A 17,438-nucleotide genomic window follows, 5' to 3' on the forward strand; every position below is an offset into this window, starting at 1 on the left:
ACCAACAGACGTCCCGTACAACGGCGTACGGAACTGAACGCGGCGCCTGCCCGTCCCCGACCGGACGATTCGGCAGGCGCCGTGGCGCGTCCGGGGACGTCTCGTACCCGCCGGCCGGACGGCTCAGGCCACCGCCCCACCGGTCAGCTGTGATGTCTTGAGCGCCACCAGGGCGACCAGCAGCACGAACAGCACCGCACACCCGGCGATCTGCACGGCGGTACGGCGCTTCGCCGGAGCGTAGGCGAGCACGGCCATGACGATGCCGCCCGTGAGAAGGCCGCCCAGATGCCCCTGCCACGAGGTGAACCCTGCGGAGATCAGCATCCAGATCAGGAACCCGGCCAGGAACCGGTTGACCGCCTGCATGTCCCTTCCGAGCCGCCGGTTGATGACGTAGAAAGCCGCCGCGAGCCCGAAGATCGCCCCCGATGCGCCCACCGCGGTGTCGCCCGGCGCGATCAGATACACCAGCACCGAACCGCCCAGCGCGGAAAGCAGATACAGCGCGAGATAACGCCCCCGGCCGAGCTGCTCCTCGACGACCCGGCCCAGATTCCACAGCCCGTACATGTTGAAGAGGATGTGCAGCACCCCGAACGGCATGGAACCGAACGACGAGCCGCCCGGCGGAAGGTGAAGGAAGGCTCCGGTCAGCAGCCGGTACCACTCGCCGTCCACCACACCGACCGCGTCGAACCCGGGGATGTTCCCGCTCTCGTACACGTACTGACTGCCGTCCGAACCGTTCAGGCCCGCGCCGAGCATCCCGAACCTGTCGACGATGTCCGGACGGATCAGCTCGCCCAGATACGCCAGTACGTTCAGGCCTATCAGTACGTACGTCACGACGGGCACCGCCGTCCTCGACACCGCGCCGCCGAAAACCGTGCGCGCCTGCCGGACCGAGCGCTGCCCCTCCTTCACACACTCCACGCAGTGGTGGCCGACAGCGGCCTCACGCATGCAGTCGGGGCAGATGTAGCGGTCGCAGCGGGTACAGCGCACATACGTCTCGTACGACGGATGGCGATAGCACGTGGTGACGGCGGCCTCCATGGCCGGCTCCTTCACTGGTGGGCGGTCACAAGGGCCGGTGGGGCGGCGGCGATCAAGATAGCGAACACCGCGAAGGGCGCCGCAGCCGGGTACGAGCGGACAAGGGCAGGTCGGCCAGGGTGACGTAACCTCTTGACCCCCGTACCAGGAACGGAGTCCCGGATGGCAGCCATCAGCCTGCGCAAGGTCGAGGAGACGGCGCCCGCGCTGGTCAGCCTCTACAAGAGCGCGGGGGTCTCGCTGCAGAAGCACGGGCTGAGCGGGGAGCGCGCGGCGGTCTATCTCGTCCTCGACTACTCCGGCTCCATGAAGGAGTACTACAAGGACGGCAGCGTCCAGGCGCTCGCCGACCGGGTGCTCGGTCTGTCGGCCCACTTCGACGACGACGGCCGTGTGCCTGTCGTCTTCTTCTCCACGGACATCGACGCGGTCACCGAGATAGCCCTGGACAACCACCGCGGGCGCGTCGACGAGATCGTGGCAGGCCTCGGCCACATGGGGAAGACGAGCTATCACCTGGCCATGGACGCGGTCATCGACCATTACATCGACAGTGGCTCGACCGCGCCCGCACTCGTCGTCTTCCAGACCGACGGCGGTCCGATCAACAAGATGGCGGCCGAGCGCTATCTCTGCAAGGCGGCGAAACTGCCGATGTTCTGGCAGTTCATCGGCTTCGGCAACAAGCGCAGTTCGCAGTTCAACTTCCTGCACAAGCTCGACGAACTGGCCGTTCCCGCACAGCGTCCCGTCGACAACGCAGGCTTCTTCCACGCCGGACTCGACCCGCGGCAGGTCCCGGACGCCGATCTGTACGACCGGCTCGTCGCCGAATTCCCGCACTGGCTGGCCGCGGCCCGAGCGCAGAGGATCGTCAAGTGACGCCACGAGTGCTGAGGGCGGCCGACCGTACGGCCGTGCCCTGGAAGAACGGTGGGGGAGTCACCCGGGAGATCGCCGCGTCCCCCGAGGGCGCACCGCTGGACGACTTCGACTGGCGCGTCAGTCTCGCCGATGTGTCCGCGGACGGGCCGTTCTCCTCGTTCCCGGGAGTCGACCGCACGCTGACCGTGGTCGAGGGCGCCGGAATGGATCTGATGGTGGGCGGCGAACACCACATCGTCGACGAGCAGTACTGGCCGCACGACTTCCCCGGAGACCTGGAGACGGTCGGCCGGCTGCTCGGCGGCCCGGTCGTGAACCTCAATGTGATGTACCGCAGAGAACGTACGACGGCGGAGGTGGCGGTAGTACGCGGCACCGTCCGGCTGCAGGCGCCGCAGAGCGGTGCGGTCCTGGCCGTCGCGCTGGAGGACGGTGCGGTGCTCGAAGGCCAGGACATCGAACTCGACCGCTACGACGCACTGGTGGCCGACAGCGCGTCGCCCGGAGTGCTCCGGACCCTGGGCTGGGCGCTCCTGGTCACGCTGTCCGCCAGGTGAGCCGCGGTCACGCGCCGGGAACCCGGTAGCGGTGCGCCTGCGACATCTTCGGCGGTCCGGACGTCATGGGCAGGCCCAGCTTCTCGGCGACCGGCAGCATCACGCTGCCGAACTTCTCCGCGGCCTCCGAGGACTCCCACAGGTCGAAGAGCTCCACGCCCGAATCGGTCACTGTGCAGACCTGCGACAGGCATCCGGCGAAGGGGTCTCCGGGCAGTGCCTGAAGTTCCCTCTGGAGAGCGTCGTACTGGTCGGCCGTGACGCCCGACAGAGTGGCATGCACCAAGATCGCCATCGTCAATCCCCTCGGGTTCACGGGATCAGTCCCTCCCCGCCGCCACGCTGACGGCCAGGTGCCTCGTACAGCAGAACACGATCGACCCAGGACGGCATCCGATCGGGTGGCCACCGGAAAACCGGACAGAAGATGTCGGGATTCGAGGGTTCGATGGAGTCATGACATCGACTTCCTGGGCAGCGTTCCAGTCGGCGGAGCCGGACTTCGCCGAGACCGTTCAGGCCCGCTTCGGGCTGTACAAGCACCACGTCCTGGCCACCCTGCGCAAGGACGGCTCGCCGCGTGTGACCGGACTGGAGGTGGACTTCCGCTTCGGTGAGCTGTGGCTCGGCATGATGCCGAACTCGCGCAAGGCACTGGACCTGCGGCGCGATCCGCGGTTCGCGGTGCAGGCCAACCCGGGACCGGACGACACGATGGCCGACGCCGACGTCCGGATCTCCGGCCGCGCGGTGGAGGAGACCGACCCCGACGTCCTGGCCCGCTTCGTCGAGGAGGCAAAGCCGCCGGAGCCGTTCCACCTGTTCCGCACGGAACTGACGGAGGTGGTCCGCACGGGGTTGAAAGGCGAGGAACTCGTCGTCCAGACCTGGCGCCCGGGCACTCCACTGCGCACGCTCCAACGGGGCAATGACGACAGCACCCCGCGCGAGGCAACCTGAATCGACCGGGCGGGGGGCGGGGCCGGGCCGGGCGGGGTCGCCGGCCCGGGCCATGTCACGTCCGCCGAGCGGGAAACCGAGCCCGTCGAGGAGGTCCCGAGCGCTTCGGACTGCGGGCCATGGGGGGAGATCACGGGCGAAGCGGCCACCGGGCGCCCCCGGTCACCAGCCGCTCCCGGCAATCCCCCCGCGCCCCCCAGGCATCCCGCAACGGTCCCGCCTTCCGCACCCACACCGAGAGATCCAGCTCCTCCGTATACCCCACCGCCCCATGCAGCTGCAGCGCCGCCCGCGCCGCCGCGTATGCCGCTTCGCCCGCCACGACCTTCGCCGCCGCCACATCGGCTCCCGCGCACGGCGCCCCTTCGGCGAGCGCCGCCGCAGCCGCGTACAGCAGCGGCCGGGCGAACTCCAGGCCGATCAGCGTGTCCGCCAGCCGATGCTTGACCGCCTGGAACGATCCGATCGCCACCCCGAACTGGGTGCGCTGCTTCACGTACGCGACCGTGGCCCGCAGCAGCGCCTCGCCCGTCCCGAGTGCCTGCGCCGCCGTGGCGAAAGCCGCCCAGTCCGCGGCCGCACCGGCCGCCTCCACCACCCGCGGTCCCGAGGCGAGCACCTGTCCGCCGGGCTCGACCCGGAACAGCCGCCGCGCCGGATCGGACGAAGCGCGGAGCGGGCCATGTCCGGACGCGAGCCGCAGCTCGTCCCCCGACACCGCGAACACCGCGTCCACCGCGTCCGCGTCCAGCGCGAACGCCCCGTCGTCGAGCAGGAGCGTCGCCGACACCGCCCCCGACGCCATCCGGGGCAGCCACTCCTTCGCCACCGGACCCCCCACCCCGCTCAGCAGCACCCCCGCCGCCACCGTCTCCACCACCGGTCCCGGCACCGCGTGCCGCCCGAGCTCCAGGAAAGCCACCGCGAGTTCCACCGGAAGCGGTCCGAGACCCTCGTACGCCTCCGGTATAGCGAGCGCGAACACCCCCGCCTCCGCGAGCCGCGCCCACAGGGCCCGCCCCGGTCCGTGGTCCCCGGCGCCCCACGCCCGGACGGCCGCGGGCGTCTGTGCGGACGACAGCATCGAGTCCAGCGAGCGGGCGAAATCCTGCTGCCCGTCGTCGAGGAGGAATCGCATCAGCGCCGTCCCTTCGGCAGGCCGAGCAGCCGCTCGGCGATGATGTCCCGCTGGATCTCGTTCGTGCCGGCGTAGATCGGGCCCGCGAGGGAGAAGACGTATCCCTGCGCCCACTCGCCCTCCGCGAGTTCGCCGTCAGGGCCGAGCAGATCGAGCGCCGTCTCGTGCAGCGCGATGTCGTACTCCGACCAGAACACCTTGTTCAGACTCGACTCGGCGCCGGTGCCCCCCGCTTTCGGCTCCGTCCGAGCGGGGGGACCCGCTTCACCCGCCGCGAAGCGCGACGCATGGGCGTAGGTGAACAGCTGGTACGCACGCGCCCCGATCACCGCGTCCGCGACCCGGTCCCGCATCGCCGTGTCCGACGGGTCACCGTGGGTACGCCACAGCTCGGCCAGCCGGTCCGCGGCGGCCAGGAAGCGGCCGGGGGAGCGCAGCGTCAGCCCGCGCTCGTCACCCGTGGCCGACATGGCGATGCGCCAGCCCTGGCCCGGCTCGCCGATGATGTCCTCGTCCGGTACGAACACCTCGTCCAGGAAGAGTTCGGCGAAGGCCGGCTTGCCGTCGAGCCTTCCGATCGGCCGGACAAGGACCCCTGGCGCCGACAGGTCGAACATCAGATAGGTCAGCCCGTGGTGCGGCTTCGCGGCCTCGGGGTCCGTACGGAAGATCCCGAACGCCCGGTCCGCGAACGCGGCCCGTGAGGACCAGGTCTTCTGCCCCGACAGCAGCCAGCCGCCGTCGGTGCGCACCGCGCGCGACCGCAGCGAGGCCAGGTCCGAGCCCGACTCCGGCTCGGACCAGGCCTGCGCCCAGATCACCTCACCACTGGCCATCGGCGGCAGGACCCGGGCCCGCTGTTCGTCCGTCGCGTGGTCGAAGAGTGTCGGGGCGAGCAGGTTGATGCCGTTCTGCGAGACCCGGCCGGGGCCGCCCGCCGCGTAGTACTCCTCCTCGAAGATCAGCCACTTGAAGATGTCGGCGCCCCGGCCGCCGTACGCGGCCGGCCAGGAGACGACCGACCAGCGGTCCGCGTACAGCCGCGCCTCCCATTCCCGGTGCGCGGCGAACCCTTCCGCGGTCTCCAGGGAGGGCAGCGGTTCGGTGGGCACATGGGCCCGGAGCCACTGCCGGGCCTCGGCCCGGAACGCGTCCTGATCGGGGGTGAAGGTCAGATCCATCGGACGCTCGCCCTCTCTGTCGTCATCGGGCCCATTCTTCCCTAACAAGTGTTTGGTAGGTTAACGTACGGGCATGAGGCCGTCGAGGAGCCGGGCACCCGAGGAGGCAGGGGCGTGAGCGCACCGCAGTACATACCGGGACACCAGCTGCTGACCGGCCGCACCGCCGTCATCACCGCGGCCGCCGGCGCCGGGATCGGCGGCGCCACCGCCCGCAAATTCCTGGAGGAAGGCGCCCGCATCGTCATCGGCGACGCCCACGCCCGCCGGCTCAAGGAGACCGAGCAGGCGCTCGCCGAGGAGTTCGGCGCCGCGAACGTCACCTCACTGCCCTGCGACGTCACCGACGAGACCCAGGTCCAGGCCCTCTTCGCGCACGCCGAACAGGCCCACGGCAGCCTCGACATCGTCGTCAACAACGCCGGACTCGGTGGAACCGCCGAGCTCATCGAGATGACCGACGCACAGTGGTCCAAGGTCCTCGACGTCACCCTGACCGGCACCTTCCGCTGCACCCGCGCCGCCCTGCGCTCCCTCAGGTCTGCGGGCCGCGGCGGCGTCGTCGTCAACAACGCCTCGGTCGTCGGCTGGCGTGCCCAAGCCGGCCAGGCCCACTACGCGGCCGCGAAGGCAGGCGTCATGGCGCTCACCCGGTGCGCCGCCGTCGAGGCCGCCGCGTATGGCGTGCGGGTCAACGCCGTCGCCCCCAGCCTCGCCATGCACCCCCACCTGGTGAAGGTCACCTCCGCCGAACTCCTCGACGAACTGACCCGCAAGGAGGCTTTCGGCCGGTATGCCGAACCCTGGGAGGTCGCCAATGTCATCGTCTTCCTGGCCAGCGGCTACTCCTCGTACATGACGGGCGAAGTGGTTTCCGTCAGCAGCCGACATGCCTGACCGGGCACCCGCCGGGGCGTCCGCACGAGGCAGCGCACGGGCGGAGAATGGCCGGGTGCCTACCAAGAAGAAGCCCCAGGTGACCCCCTCGCCCGAGCGGCGCCGCGAACTGCTCGACACCGCCGCCGAGGTCTTCGCCGCGCAGGGATACAACGCCACCACCGTCCGCAGGATCGCGGACGAGGCGGGCATGCTCGCGGGCAGCCTCTACTACCACTTCGATTCCAAGGAATCGATGATCGACGAGATCCTCTCGACCTTCCTCACCGAACTCTGGGCGGGGTACGACGCGGTGCTCGCCGCCGACCTCGGCCCCCGCGAGACGATCGAGGCCCTCGTCACCGAGTCCTTCCGGGAGATCGACCGGCACCGCGCAGCCGTCGCCATCTACCAGAAGGAGTCCAAGCACCTCGCCACCCAGCCGCGCTTCGCCTATCTCGTCGACTCCCAGCAGAAGTTCGAGAAGGCCTGGCTCGGCACGCTGGAACGCGGCGTCGCCGCCGAGGTCTTCCGTGCCGACCTCGACATCCGGCTCACGTACCGGTTCGTCCGCGACACCGTCTGGGTCGCGGCCTCCTGGTACCGGCCGGGCGGACAGCACAGCCCCGAGGAGATCGCCCGCCAGTACCTCTCGATGGTCCTGGACGGCATCGCCCTCGACACCTGACCCCACCCGAGCTCACCGAGGAGCGGCAGCCATGGCCGAGGCCTACATAGTCGAAGCGGTACGCACCCCCGTCGGCCGCCGCAAGGGTGGCCTCGGGACCGTCCACCCCGCCGACCTCGGCGCCCATGTCCTGCGGGCCCTCGTCGAGCGCACCGGCATCGACCCGGCGGCCGTCGAGGACGTCGTCTTCGGCTGCCTCGACACCGTCGGCCCGCAGGCCGGCGACATCGCCCGGACCTGCTGGCTGGCCGCCGGACTGCCCGAAGAGGTCCCCGGCGTCACCATCGACCGTCAGTGCGGCTCCTCGCAGCAGGCCGTCCACTTCGCCGCCCAGGGCGTCCTCTCCGGCACCCAGGACCTGGTCGTCGCGGGCGGCACCCAGAACATGACGCAGATCCCGATCGCTTTCGCCTCCCGTAGGGCCGCCGAACCCCTCGGCCTCACCGAAGGCCCGTACGCGGGCAGCGAGGGCTGGCGCGCCCGGTACGGGGACCAGCCGGTCAACCAGTTCCACGGCGCCCAGCTGATCGCCGAGAAGTGGGCCATCAGCCGCCGCGACATGGAGGAGTTCGCGCTCCGCTCCCACCGGCGGGCGATCCGCGCGGTCGACGAGGGCCGCTTCGCGCGCGAGACCGTCGCGTACGCGGACGTCACCGTCGACGAGGGCCCGCGCCGCGACACCACCCTGGAGAAGATGGCCGCACTCCCGCCGGTCCTGGACGGCGGCACGATCACCGCGGCCTGCTCCTCCCAGGTCTCCGACGGGGCCGCCGCGATGCTCATCGCCTCCGAACGCGCCGTCGTCGAACACGGCCTCACCCCGCGCGCCCGTATCCACCACCTCTCGGTGCGCGGTGAGGACCCGATCCGGATGCTGTCGGCGCCCATCCCGGCCACCGCGTACGCGCTGAAGAAGGCCGGCATGACCATCGACGACATCGACCTGGTCGAGATCAACGAGGCGTTCGCGCCGGTGGTGCTGGCCTGGCTGAAGGAGACCGGCGCCGACCCGGACAAGGTCAACGTCAACGGCGGGGCGATCGCGCTCGGTCACCCACTCGGCGCCACCGGCACCCGACTGATGACGACGCTGCTGCACGAGCTGGAGCGCACGGGCGGCCGCTACGGCCTGCAGACCATGTGCGAGGGCGGCGGACAGGCGAACGTGACGATCATCGAAAGGCTCTGAGCCGGGCGTGCCAAGGCTCCCGGGCGACCGCGCCGCGCGGCGGTGGGGCGGATCACACCGCGGATCTGCAGAACGTGCTACGGTTGCCGAGTTGCAGTTTTGGTACCCATGAACTTTATGTGCGCCTGACGGGAATGCTTCCTCAGGCGCATTATTGTTTTCCGGCTTTCTCCGGATGGGGCTCAATGCGGCGACTTGGAATTCGTAAAGTGCGGATTTCCGGCACTGCACCTCTTTAGGAGAATGACATGGCTACTGGAACCGTGAAGTGGTTCAACTCGGAAAAGGGCTTCGGCTTCATCGAGCAGGACGGCGGCGGCGCCGACGTCTTCGCCCACTACTCCAACATCGCCACCTCGGGCTTCCGTGAGCTCCAGGAGGGCCAGAAGGTCTCCTTCGACGTCACGCAGGGCCAGAAGGGCCCGCAGGCGGAGAACATCGTCCCGGCCTAATTGCCGCGACGCGTACCTCGCAGCCGGGGCCCGCACCGTGAAGGTGCGGGTCCCGGCTTGTGCTGTCCCGGGGGTGCGCCGAAAGTCCCGGACAGTCCCCAGTAGTTCCCAGGAATCCCCAGGAGGGCAATTCCGTATGACCCGCTCCGAACGCCAGGACCGACCCGCCCGCACTCGCCCGTCGAGGGGGCGCGGCACGGCCCCGGCACAGGCAACCGCCAAGGGTTCCGGCAAGGGATCCGGCAAGGCGTCGCCCCGTCGCAGGGCCACGCCGCCGCAGGGCGAATTCGCCCTGCCCGAATCCATGACCCCCGCACTGCCCGCCGTCGAGGCGTTCGCCGAGCTGGACATGCCCGCCGCCCTGCTGAAGACCCTTGCCGCGCAGGGCGTCACCGACCCGTTCCCGATCCAGGGCGCCACCCTGCCGAACTCGCTCGCAGGCCGGGACATCCTCGGCCGCGGCCGCACCGGCTCCGGCAAGACCCTGGCTTTCGGTCTCGCGCTCCTCGCCCGTACCGCCGGCCGGCGCTCCGAGCCGCGCGCCCCGCTGGCGCTCGTCCTCGTCCCGACCCGCGAGCTCGCCCAGCAGGTCACCGACGCGCTGACGCCGTACGCGACGTCCGTGAACCTGCGCCTCGCCACCGTCGTCGGCGGCATGTCGATCACCAAGCAGTCAGGCACGCTGCGACGCGGCGCCGAGGTGCTCGTCGCCACGCCCGGCCGGCTGAAGGACCTCATCGAGCGCGGCGACTGCCGGCTCGACCAGGTCTCCATCACCGTCCTCGACGAGGCCGACCAGATGGCCGACATGGGCTTCATGCCGCAGGTCGTCGCGCTGCTCAAGCAGGTCGAGCCGGACGGTCAGCGGATGCTGTTCTCCGCGACCCTGGACAAGAACATCGACCGGCTGGTCAAGATGTTCCTGACCGACCCGGTCGTGCACTCGGTCGACCCGTCCGCCGGCGCCGTCACCACCATGGAGCACCACGTGCTCCATGTGGCCGACGAGACGGACAAGAAGGCCGTCGCCACCAGGATCGCCGCCCGCGAGGGCCGGGTGATCATGTTCGTGGACACCAAGCGGGCTGCCGACCGCTTCGCCAAGCGGCTGCTGGCCAGCGGTGTACGGGCTGCCGCCCTGCACGGCGGACGGTCCCAGCCGCAACGCAACCGGACGCTCGACCAGTTCAAGAACGGCCAGGTCACCGCGCTCGTGGCGACCAACGTCGCGGCCCGTGGCATCCACGTCGACGACCTCGACCTGGTCGTGAACGTGGACCCGCCGACGGACCACAAGGACTACCTCCACCGCGGTGGGCGCACGGCGCGCGCCGGGGAGTCCGGCAGCGTCGTGACGCTGGTGCTGCCGGAGGAGAAGCGGGAGATGACCCGGCTGATGGCCGACGCGGGCATCGCGCCGCGGACCACCCGGATCAAGTCCAGCGACGAGGAACTCACCCGGATCACCGGGGCCCGTGAGCCGTCCGGCATCGCGATCGTGGTCGAGGTCCCCCAGCCGACGCAGCCGAAGCCGCGCACGCGGTCGGGCGGTGCGGGTGGCGGTGCCGGCGGTACGTTCCGCGCGGGCAGCCGGGGCCGTGGCCGTCGCGGCGGAGCCGGTGCCGGCACCGGCTCCGGGTCCGCTCAGGGCGGCGGCGAGATGCGCTCGGGCGGTGCGGCTCGGGCCGGCGGAGCGGTTCGGGCCGGCGGTTCGGGCCGTGGTAACGGTTCGGGCGCGGGTGCGGGGCGTGCGGGTGGCTCCGGGCGAAGCAACGGCAGCGCGGCCGCGCGAGGCCGCAGGGCGGCGTAGCAGCGTACGCGGTGCGGTGACAGGTCGACGACCGGGTCACCGCACCGGGGCGCTGCCCCGGACGCCGCTCTCAATCGCCGGACAGGCTTGACGTATCCGCCTGTCCGGCGATCGAGGCCAATGCCTCCAAGGTCCGCCGGGCCTCCTTCATCAACCGGCCCACCAGCTCCTCGCAGCTCGGCAGGTCCTCGATGACGCCCGCCACCTGGCCCGACGCCATCACCCCCAGGTCCGTCCGGCCGTCGATCATGGATGCCTTCAGCAGCATCGGGGTGTTGGCCGCCAGCAGCACCTGGCTCCAGGACAGGTCCTTGCCGTGCCTCATCGCGAGGCCGTCGCGCACCATCCGGGACCAGCTCAGCCCCGAGATCCGCTTGAAGCCCGCCGCCCGGCGCACTGCCTGGACCAGGGCCCTGGTGCGGCCCGCGTGCTCCAGCGCGGCGACCATCTCCGTACGCAGCATCCGGTGCGGCAGCCCGTCCACCGCCGTGGTGACCGTGACGTCCCTGACACCCGCCGCCAGATAGCGGGCCTTCACCGCGTCCGGGACCGTCGAGTCCGATGTCAGCAGGAACCGCGTGCCCATCGCGATGCCCGCCGCCCCGTACGCCAGCGCCGCGACGAGCCCGCGGCCGTCGTGGAAGCCGCCCGCCGCGATCACCGGGATGTCCACCGCGTCCACCACCTGCGGCAGCAGCACCGTCGTCGCCACCTCGCCCGTGTGCCCGCCGCCCTCGCCGCCCTGCACGATCACCGCGTCCGCGCCCCACGCCGCGACCTTCTCGGCATGACGCCGCGCGCCGACCGAAGGAACCACGACCACCCCCGCGTCCTTCAGCTCGGCGATCAGCTCCTTCGACGGGGCCAGCGCGAACGACGCGACCTTCACACCCTCGTCGACGACGATCCGTACGCGCTCGCGCGCATCACCGGCGTCGGCGCGCAGATTGACCCCGAACGGCGCCTGCGTACGGGACTTGACCTCCCGTACCGCCGCGCGCAGCTGCTCCACGGTCATCGTCGCGGAAGCCAGAATGCCCAGCGCACCGGCCTCGGCGGTGGCGGAGACCAGCCGGGGCCCGGCGACCCAGCCCATGCCGGTCTGCACGATCGGGTACCGGACGCCGACCAGCTCGGTGAGGGGCGTGCGCATCGGATCCATCAGGCCCTGACCTCGCGGTCACGGGCGCCCTCCGGGTCGATGACCTCGCGGATCAGCCGGAGCTCCTCGGGGGTCGGCTCGCGGGTGCAGGGCACGTCGTCCGCGATCGTCAGCGTGAAGCCGGTGGCCTCGCGGACCTGGTCGGCGGTGACACCCGGGTGCAGCGAGGCGAGGCGCATCGAGCGGTCCGCGGTCGCGAAGTCGAGGACGCCGAGGTCGGTGACGACACACGGGATGCGGTGGTAGCGGGTCGCCGACGGGCCGGCGGCCGCCGCGCTGTCGTAGCCGACCCCGCTGATCATGTCGACGCGTTCGACGAACACCCGGGGGGAATGCTTGGGGATCCAGTAACTGACCGGGTTGTTCAGGGTGTTGACCGGGGCGCCGCGTACGCCGAGCAGCTGGCGGGCGGGCTGTTCCCAGTCGCCGATGCAGGAGATGTTCTGGTTGCCGAACCGGTCGATCTGGCCGGCGCCCATCATCACGTGGCGCCTGCCGCCGGTGACCATGGCGAGGTGCAGGCGGTACGGCAGCCAGCCCTCGGGTGTGCCGTCGAGGCCGACGATCATCGCCTCGCCGTCGGTCAGCAGCAGATCGGGCGAGAAGGTGCGCTTGGCGAGGCGGGCGCCGACGGACGGGATCAGGCCCATCGGGCTGGCGAGTACCTCGCCGTTGTCGCGCCAGGCGTCGGCGCAGGCGATCACGCAGTACTCGGCACGGGTGGCGGTCCGGGTGGCCGGGGGCGGCGTGGTCTCAGAGGTCGTCATTTCTGCTCCTCGTGCCAGGTCCGGACGGCCGACCGGTAGCTCTTCTCGCTGCCGTCGGCGGGCAGGAAGCGGGCGGTGAACGCCGCCCAGGCGGCCGGGTCGGCGGCCGCGGTGGCGTACGCCTTCTGGAACGCCTCGTCGCGCGGGTAGTCGGGGACGCAGGAGGTGAAGTGCGCGCCGTTCGGGGTCTCGACGACGCCGGTGACCGAGTGCCGTTTGACGAGCAGGGTCTGCGGGGCGGCCCGCGCGGTCAGTTCGGCCGTCTCGACGAGCCGTTCGCAGGAGACGTACGCGGTATCGGCCGCCTCGCAGAACAGGTCGTCGAAGTACGGGTCGGGCCCGAGGTACTGGCCGTTGCCGGACCGGTCGGCGCGGTTCAGGTGGACCAGCGCCGCGTCCATCCGCAGGGCCGGCATCGCGACGAACTCCTCGCCGTCCGCGTACGGCGAACGCACCGTCCGCAGACCGGGGTTGACCCGCATGACGTCCGATCCGATGCCGGCCCGGACGGGCAGGAACGGCAGCCGGTTCGCAGCGGCGTGCAGCCCCCACATGAACATCGCCTCGTCCACCTCGGTCAGTTCGAGGCCGCCGCGCTGGCGGGCCGCTCTGAAGTGCGGTTCGAGCGGGATCGAGTCGAGAGTGGCGAAGGCCGCGACCAGTTTGCGGATCCGGCCGGCGGCGGCGAGCAGTCCGACGTCGGGGCCGCCGTACGAGACCACGGTGAGATCGGTGATCCGGGACCGGAGCAGCGCACGCACCAGCGCCATCGGCTTGCGGCGCGAGCCCCAGCCGCCGATGCCGATCGTCATGCCGCTGCTGAGCCGGGAGACGACCTCGTCGGCCGTCATGGTCTTGTCGGTCACCGTCATGCCTCCTTGCCGAAGGTGTTACGGACGCGGTCGGCGGCTCCGCTGAGGTCGGCCTCGAAGGTGAAGCCCTGCTCGAAGCGGTAGCTGCGGCGGACGTCCACCGGGTCGATGCCGTTGATGGCGGCCTTGGCGAGCCGGATCAGATACCCGTCCTTCCGGGCGATCTCGCCCGCCAGCTCCAGGGCGGCGTCCTGGAGTTCGGCGCGTGGGACGACCTTCCAGACCGAACCGTGGGCGTGCAGCTCGGCGGCCGTTGCGGTGCGCGAGGTGTAGTACAGCGTGCGCATCAGATGCTGCGGGACGAGCCGGGCGAGATGCGTCGCGGCGCCGAGTGCGCCCCGGTCCAGCTCGGGCAGGCCGAACGTGGCGTCGTCGCTCGCCACGATCGCGTCGGCGTTGCCGGCCAGGCCGATGCCGCCGCCGAGGCAGAAGCCGTGCACTGCGGCGACGACCGGCACCTCGCACTCGTACACCGCGGCGAACGCCTCGAAGCAGCCGCGGTTGGCGCCGATCAGGGTTTCGTGCCCGGAGTCGCGCTGCATCTCCTTGATGTCGACGCCCGCGTTGAACCCGCGCCCGGCGGCGGTCAGGACGACACAGCGGACCTCGGGGTCGCGGCCCGCCGCGCGGAGTGCGTCCGCGAGGTCGTACCAGCCCTGTACGGGCAGGGCGTTGACGGGTGGGTGGTCGACGGTGACGACGGATACGCCCTTGACGGGGCTTGCGGTGGAGACACCCATGAGCGGATCAGCTACCTTTCCACCAAACATTTGTTAGGTGTGGAAGGTAGCAGCCTGCCCCCGCATCGCCAACAAGGAGATGTGAGATGACCGCAAGCAGCGACGGACACGGCACGGGGCTCTGCGCGGGCCGCGTGGTGATCGTGACGGGGGCCGGGCGTGGGCTCGGCCGGGCCCACGCCCTCGCGTTCGCCGCCGAGGGGGCGAAGGTCGTGGTCAACGACCTGGGTGTCGGACTCGACGGGGCCGGCGGGTCGTCCCCGGGACCGGCCCGGCAGGTGGTCGACGAGATCGAGGCGGCGGGCGGCGAGGCGGTGGCCCACGACGGCGACATCGCGACCGGGGCGGGCGCGGCCTCGCTGATCGGGGTCGCGCTGGACACCTACGGGCGGCTGGACACGCTGGTCAACAACGCGGGCTTCCTGCGCGACCGGATGCTCGTCAACCTGGACGAGGACGACTGGGACGCGGTGCTGCGCGTCCACCTCAAGGGCCACTTCCTCACGCTGAAGCACGCGGCGGCGCACTGGCGCGCCGAGACCAAGGCGGGCCGCACCACCGTCGCCCGGGTGATCAACACCAGCTCGGGTGCGGGGCTGCTCGGCAGCGTCGGCCAGGGCAACTACTCCGCCGCGAAAGCCGGGATCGTCGGCCTGACACTGGTCGCCGCGGCGGAGCTGGGCCGGTACGGGGTCCAGGTCAACGCGATCGCCCCGGCGGCCCGCACCCGGATGACCGAGCAGACCTTCGCGGAGACGATGGCGGCACCGGGGGAGGGGACGGGGGCGTTCGACGCGATGGCGCCCGAGAACGTGTCACCGCTGGTGGTGTGGCTGGGCTCGGCCGCGAGTGACGGGGTGACCGGACGGGTCTTCGAGGCGGAGGCGGGTCGGATCACGGTGATGGAGGGCTGGCACCCGGGACCTTCCGTGGACCGGGGCGCCCGGTGGACGCCGGCGGAGGCGGGGGAGGCCGCACGGAAACTGCTGGCGGAGGCGGGGACGGGGCGGCCGGTGTACGGGGCGCGGTGACGGGCGGGAAGGTGCCGGCAACGGCGGGGAAACCAGCTTCTCCGGCGATTGACGAGCGGGTTCCGGGGCGGCGCGACCCGGCTTCGGGAAGGGGCGGGTAGGGAACACCGCCCACTGCGGGCGCGCCGACCCCACCGCCCACGCTCAGGTGTCGCAGTTCAGCACCGTGCGGCAGAGCGCACACCGCACCCGCACCCGCCCCCGCACCGCAACCCGGATCCGCTGAAGGCACGTCGGGCACGCGAACGAGACCCGCAGCCCGTCCGGACCGCCCTCGAAGGCGTACGGAACACCGGAGGCGGGCACCGCGGCCGTGCCCGGATGGTCCTGGGCGTACCGGCGGACCTTCGCGTAGCGCCGCCGGCCCGCCCACCCCGCCGCCACGAGCGGTGGCTGCCGGGCGTCCTGCTCCGCCCGCGCCCGCCCCGCCGCGTACGCCTCGTAGGCCTGCGGGCTGGTGAACCACGGTGAGGGATCCTCGTCGAAGGCGAACGCCCGCTTGGCCAGGATGTATCCGAACTCTTCCGGGGTGAGGTAGCCGAGTTTCTGGCTGGACGTGCCGTCCTCCCGGAACGCGTCGAGCAGCAGCCAGCCCGCGCCCAGATACGTCGCCGCGGTGTCGGTGAGGATCTCGTTGTCGCGTGTACCGGGAAACTCCAGGCCGAGCCGGTGCAGCAGCACATGCATGACCTCGTGCGAGAGCGCGGCGCCGATGTCCCTGCGGTGGGTGCGGAAGCGGTCGTTGAGCTCGATGAAGTACTCGGGACCCGCCGCGAGTTCGACACTTCCCGCATGCTCCATCGCCCGGAACGCGACGATCATGCGGGCGTCCGGCAGATGCAGGTGCTGGACCATGGCCCGCGCCACCCGCTGCGCGCCGAGATGCAGATCGTCCTGGTCGGAGAAGGCCGCGTCGGCGGGCACGAAGCTCGGGGCGTAACTGCGGACACCGTCGTACGACAGTCTCCGGTACAGCGCGGTGATCGCGGACCGGACGGTGTCGAGATGAGGGAAGCCGTGTACCACCGGACTGTCGTTTGTCACGTCCGCACCCCCTCCGTGACGCTCAACCGGCCTCCACTGTAAGCGGATGCGGGCCGATCGGTGGCGAGGACGGGAGCGAGGGCCGTCCGCGACATTGGCCGAAAAGTGGACCTTGTGGGGTCGGTGATCGCTTCCCGATAATCCGGCTCATGCCCTTGTCGGGTGCATGGCGACCTCGGGCACGTGTCGACCCACCCCCCACCCACCCCCCACGCACCCCCCACGAAAGAAGGCACTTCGTTGAAGCAGCTTCTGCGCACCCTGAAGAGATGTTCCGTCATAGCCGCGGTGGTCCTCGCCGCCGTCAGCCTGCAGCCCGCCGGAGCGTCCGCCGCCCCGACACCCGTCGTCGGCGGAACCCGCGCCGCCCAGGGTGAGTTCCCCTTCATGGTCCGGCTCTCCATGGGCTGTGGCGGCGCCCTCTACACCAAGAGCATCGTGCTCACCGCCGCACACTGTGTGAACGGCTCGGGCAACAACACCTCCATCACCGCCACGGCCGGCGTCGTCGACCTGCAGTCCTCCGGCGCCATCAAGGTCAAGTCCACCAAGGTCCTGCAGGCCCCCGGCTACAACGGCACGGGCAAGGACTGGGCGCTGATCAAGCTCGCCAAGCCCATCGAGCTGCCCACCCTGAAGATCGCCACCAACACCACGTACAACAACGGCACCTTCACCATCGCCGGCTGGGGCGCCGCCACCGAGGGCGGCGGTCAGCAGCGCTACCTGCTGAAGGCCACCGTGCCGTTCGTCTCCGACGCCGACTGCCAGGACGCGTACGGCAGCGACCTCGTCCCCGGCGACGAGCTCTGCGCCGGCTACGTCGACACCGGCGGTGTGGACACCTGCCAGGGCGACTCGGGCGGCCCCATGTTCCGCAAGGACAACGCCGGAGCCTGGATCCAGGTGGGCATCGTCAGCTGGGGCCAGGGCTGCGCCGAGCCCGGCTACCCCGGTGTGTACAGCGAGGTCTCGACCTTCGCCGCCAATATCGCCTCCGCGGCAGCCACACTCTGACGCCGCGGTA

Annotated in this window: 19 protein-coding genes; 10 read left to right on the forward strand and 9 right to left on the reverse strand. The window is 71.0% G+C overall.

The genetic code is table 11. The features are described from left to right. Nucleotides 1-123: 123 nt before the first annotated feature. On the reverse strand, nucleotides 124-1,059 hold the full coding sequence (locus tag OHB49_RS31020; RefSeq protein WP_329164244.1) for a rhomboid family intramembrane serine protease: 936 nt from the start codon (nucleotides 1,057-1,059) through the stop codon (nucleotides 124-126). 162 nt (nucleotides 1,060-1,221) lie between these two features. Between OHB49_RS31020 and OHB49_RS31025 the strand changes: the two genes are divergently transcribed. Both OHB49_RS31025 and OHB49_RS31030 read left to right on the forward strand, forming a co-directional pair. Further along, nucleotides 1,222-1,941 (forward strand): VWA domain-containing protein, encoded by a 720-nt coding sequence (locus OHB49_RS31025; RefSeq protein WP_329164245.1) that lies wholly within the window; start codon nucleotides 1,222-1,224, stop codon nucleotides 1,939-1,941. Beyond that, the gene (locus OHB49_RS31030; RefSeq protein ID WP_030972775.1) at nucleotides 1,938-2,501 is read left to right on the forward strand and encodes a HutD/Ves family protein; all 564 of its coding nucleotides are present in this window, start codon (nucleotides 1,938-1,940) and stop codon (nucleotides 2,499-2,501) included. Before OHB49_RS31025 ends, OHB49_RS31030 begins: the two co-directional genes overlap by 4 nt. Nucleotides 2,502-2,508: 7 nt before the next feature. On the opposite strand, the gene OHB49_RS31035 is transcribed toward OHB49_RS31030, so the two are convergent. Further along, a complete protein-coding gene (locus tag OHB49_RS31035) occupies nucleotides 2,509-2,796 on the reverse strand; it encodes a hypothetical protein (protein ID WP_030972774.1) in 288 nt (95 codons plus the stop codon). A 161-nt stretch (nucleotides 2,797-2,957) separates the two neighbouring features. On the opposite strand from OHB49_RS31035, the gene OHB49_RS31040 reads away from it, so the two are divergent. Continuing rightward, nucleotides 2,958-3,461: a pyridoxamine 5'-phosphate oxidase family protein gene (locus OHB49_RS31040; protein ID WP_030972772.1), complete on the forward strand. Its 504-nt coding sequence runs from the start codon at nucleotides 2,958-2,960 to the stop codon at nucleotides 3,459-3,461. Nucleotides 3,462-3,591: 130 nt separating this feature from the next. Here OHB49_RS31040 and OHB49_RS31045 read toward each other — a convergent pair whose 3' ends face one another. Both OHB49_RS31045 and OHB49_RS31050 read right to left on the reverse strand, forming a co-directional pair. After that, entirely contained in the window at nucleotides 3,592-4,599 is a 1,008-nt protein-coding gene (locus OHB49_RS31045; RefSeq protein WP_329164246.1) for an acyl-CoA dehydrogenase, read from the reverse strand. Beyond that, nucleotides 4,599-5,780, reverse strand: a complete 1,182-nt coding sequence (locus OHB49_RS31050; protein ID WP_329164248.1) for an acyl-CoA dehydrogenase family protein — start codon at nucleotides 5,778-5,780, stop codon at nucleotides 4,599-4,601. The genes OHB49_RS31045 and OHB49_RS31050 overlap by 1 nt, the downstream gene beginning before the upstream one ends. Before the next feature lie 114 nt (nucleotides 5,781-5,894). Here OHB49_RS31050 and OHB49_RS31055 point away from each other — a divergent pair, with 114 nt between their 5' ends. The 5 genes from OHB49_RS31055 (at nucleotide 5,895) to OHB49_RS31075 (ending at nucleotide 10,795) form a co-directional block, all read left to right on the forward strand. Beyond that, nucleotides 5,895-6,677 (forward strand): SDR family oxidoreductase, encoded by a 783-nt coding sequence (locus OHB49_RS31055; protein WP_329164250.1) that lies wholly within the window; start codon nucleotides 5,895-5,897, stop codon nucleotides 6,675-6,677. A gap of 55 nt (nucleotides 6,678-6,732) precedes the next feature. After that, nucleotides 6,733-7,344, forward strand: coding sequence for a TetR/AcrR family transcriptional regulator (locus OHB49_RS31060; protein ID WP_313936804.1), 612 nt, complete (start codon nucleotides 6,733-6,735; stop codon nucleotides 7,342-7,344). A 31-nt stretch (nucleotides 7,345-7,375) separates the two neighbouring features. Then, the gene (locus tag OHB49_RS31065) at nucleotides 7,376-8,533 is read left to right on the forward strand and encodes an acetyl-CoA C-acetyltransferase (RefSeq protein WP_329164251.1); all 1,158 of its coding nucleotides are present in this window, start codon (nucleotides 7,376-7,378) and stop codon (nucleotides 8,531-8,533) included. A gap of 248 nt (nucleotides 8,534-8,781) precedes the next feature. Next, on the forward strand, nucleotides 8,782-8,985 hold the full coding sequence (locus OHB49_RS31070) for a cold-shock protein (protein ID WP_003969786.1): 204 nt from the start codon (nucleotides 8,782-8,784) through the stop codon (nucleotides 8,983-8,985). Between the two features lie 136 nt (nucleotides 8,986-9,121). Continuing rightward, on the forward strand, nucleotides 9,122-10,795 hold the full coding sequence (locus OHB49_RS31075) for a DEAD/DEAH box helicase (RefSeq protein ID WP_030972759.1): 1,674 nt from the start codon (nucleotides 9,122-9,124) through the stop codon (nucleotides 10,793-10,795). A gap of 70 nt (nucleotides 10,796-10,865) precedes the next feature. Here OHB49_RS31075 and OHB49_RS31080 read toward each other — a convergent pair whose 3' ends face one another. From OHB49_RS31080 to OHB49_RS31095, 4 genes are read right to left on the reverse strand one after another with little or no spacing between them, the layout of a single operon-like run. After that, nucleotides 10,866-11,948: an NAD(P)H-dependent flavin oxidoreductase gene (locus tag OHB49_RS31080; protein ID WP_329164252.1), complete on the reverse strand. Its 1,083-nt coding sequence runs from the start codon at nucleotides 11,946-11,948 to the stop codon at nucleotides 10,866-10,868. An 8-nt stretch (nucleotides 11,949-11,956) separates the two neighbouring features. Then, the gene (locus OHB49_RS31085) at nucleotides 11,957-12,724 is read right to left on the reverse strand and encodes a CoA-transferase subunit beta (protein WP_030972754.1); all 768 of its coding nucleotides are present in this window, start codon (nucleotides 12,722-12,724) and stop codon (nucleotides 11,957-11,959) included. Then, complete coding sequence (locus tag OHB49_RS31090; RefSeq protein ID WP_392757719.1) at nucleotides 12,721-13,575, reverse strand: CoA transferase subunit A; 855 nt, start codon at nucleotides 13,573-13,575, stop codon at nucleotides 12,721-12,723. The genes OHB49_RS31085 and OHB49_RS31090 overlap by 4 nt, the downstream gene beginning before the upstream one ends. Before the next feature lie 17 nt (nucleotides 13,576-13,592). Continuing rightward, complete coding sequence (locus OHB49_RS31095) at nucleotides 13,593-14,336, reverse strand: enoyl-CoA hydratase family protein (RefSeq protein WP_329164256.1); 744 nt, start codon at nucleotides 14,334-14,336, stop codon at nucleotides 13,593-13,595. A gap of 86 nt (nucleotides 14,337-14,422) precedes the next feature. Here OHB49_RS31095 and OHB49_RS31100 point away from each other — a divergent pair, with 86 nt between their 5' ends. After that, nucleotides 14,423-15,367, forward strand: coding sequence for an SDR family oxidoreductase (locus OHB49_RS31100; RefSeq protein WP_329164257.1), 945 nt, complete (start codon nucleotides 14,423-14,425; stop codon nucleotides 15,365-15,367). Nucleotides 15,368-15,511: 144 nt separating this feature from the next. Here OHB49_RS31100 and OHB49_RS31105 read toward each other — a convergent pair whose 3' ends face one another. Then, nucleotides 15,512-16,411, reverse strand: coding sequence for a hypothetical protein (locus OHB49_RS31105; RefSeq protein WP_329164258.1), 900 nt, complete (start codon nucleotides 16,409-16,411; stop codon nucleotides 15,512-15,514). 240 nt (nucleotides 16,412-16,651) lie between these two features. Between OHB49_RS31105 and OHB49_RS31110 the strand changes: the two genes are divergently transcribed. After that, nucleotides 16,652-17,428 carry a S1 family peptidase gene (locus OHB49_RS31110; protein WP_329164260.1) on the forward strand — a complete coding sequence of 259 codons (777 nt, stop codon included), beginning with the start codon at nucleotides 16,652-16,654 and terminating at the stop codon, nucleotides 17,426-17,428. Nucleotides 17,429-17,438: the final 10 nt, after the last annotated feature.

The sequence above is a fragment of the Streptomyces sp. NBC_01717 genome (assembly GCF_036248255.1).
GTDB lineage: Bacteria > Actinomycetota > Actinomycetes > Streptomycetales > Streptomycetaceae > Streptomyces.

Coding starts and splice junctions, on each gene's coding strand:
- OHB49_RS31020 (WP_329164244.1), bottom strand. CDS start 1,059: ATGGAGGCCGCCGTCACCACGTGCTATCGCCATCCGTCGTACGAGACG.
- OHB49_RS31025 (WP_329164245.1), top strand. CDS start 1,222: ATGGCAGCCATCAGCCTGCGCAAGGTCGAGGAGACGGCGCCCGCGCTG.
- OHB49_RS31035 (WP_030972774.1), bottom strand. CDS start 2,796: ATGGCGATCTTGGTGCATGCCACTCTGTCGGGCGTCACGGCCGACCAG.
- OHB49_RS31040 (WP_030972772.1), top strand. CDS start 2,958: ATGACATCGACTTCCTGGGCAGCGTTCCAGTCGGCGGAGCCGGACTTC.
- OHB49_RS31045 (WP_329164246.1), bottom strand. CDS start 4,599: ATGCGATTCCTCCTCGACGACGGGCAGCAGGATTTCGCCCGCTCGCTG.
- OHB49_RS31050 (WP_329164248.1), bottom strand. CDS start 5,780: ATGGATCTGACCTTCACCCCCGATCAGGACGCGTTCCGGGCCGAGGCC.
- OHB49_RS31065 (WP_329164251.1), top strand. CDS start 7,376: ATGGCCGAGGCCTACATAGTCGAAGCGGTACGCACCCCCGTCGGCCGC.
- OHB49_RS31070 (WP_003969786.1), top strand. CDS start 8,782: ATGGCTACTGGAACCGTGAAGTGGTTCAACTCGGAAAAGGGCTTCGGC.
- OHB49_RS31075 (WP_030972759.1), top strand. CDS start 9,122: ATGACCCGCTCCGAACGCCAGGACCGACCCGCCCGCACTCGCCCGTCG.
- OHB49_RS31080 (WP_329164252.1), bottom strand. CDS start 11,948: ATGCGCACGCCCCTCACCGAGCTGGTCGGCGTCCGGTACCCGATCGTG.
- OHB49_RS31085 (WP_030972754.1), bottom strand. CDS start 12,724: ATGACGACCTCTGAGACCACGCCGCCCCCGGCCACCCGGACCGCCACC.
- OHB49_RS31090 (WP_392757719.1), bottom strand. CDS start 13,575: ATGACGGCCGACGAGGTCGTCTCCCGGCTCAGCAGCGGCATGACGATC.
- OHB49_RS31095 (WP_329164256.1), bottom strand. CDS start 14,336: ATGGGTGTCTCCACCGCAAGCCCCGTCAAGGGCGTATCCGTCGTCACC.
- OHB49_RS31100 (WP_329164257.1), top strand. CDS start 14,423: ATGACCGCAAGCAGCGACGGACACGGCACGGGGCTCTGCGCGGGCCGC.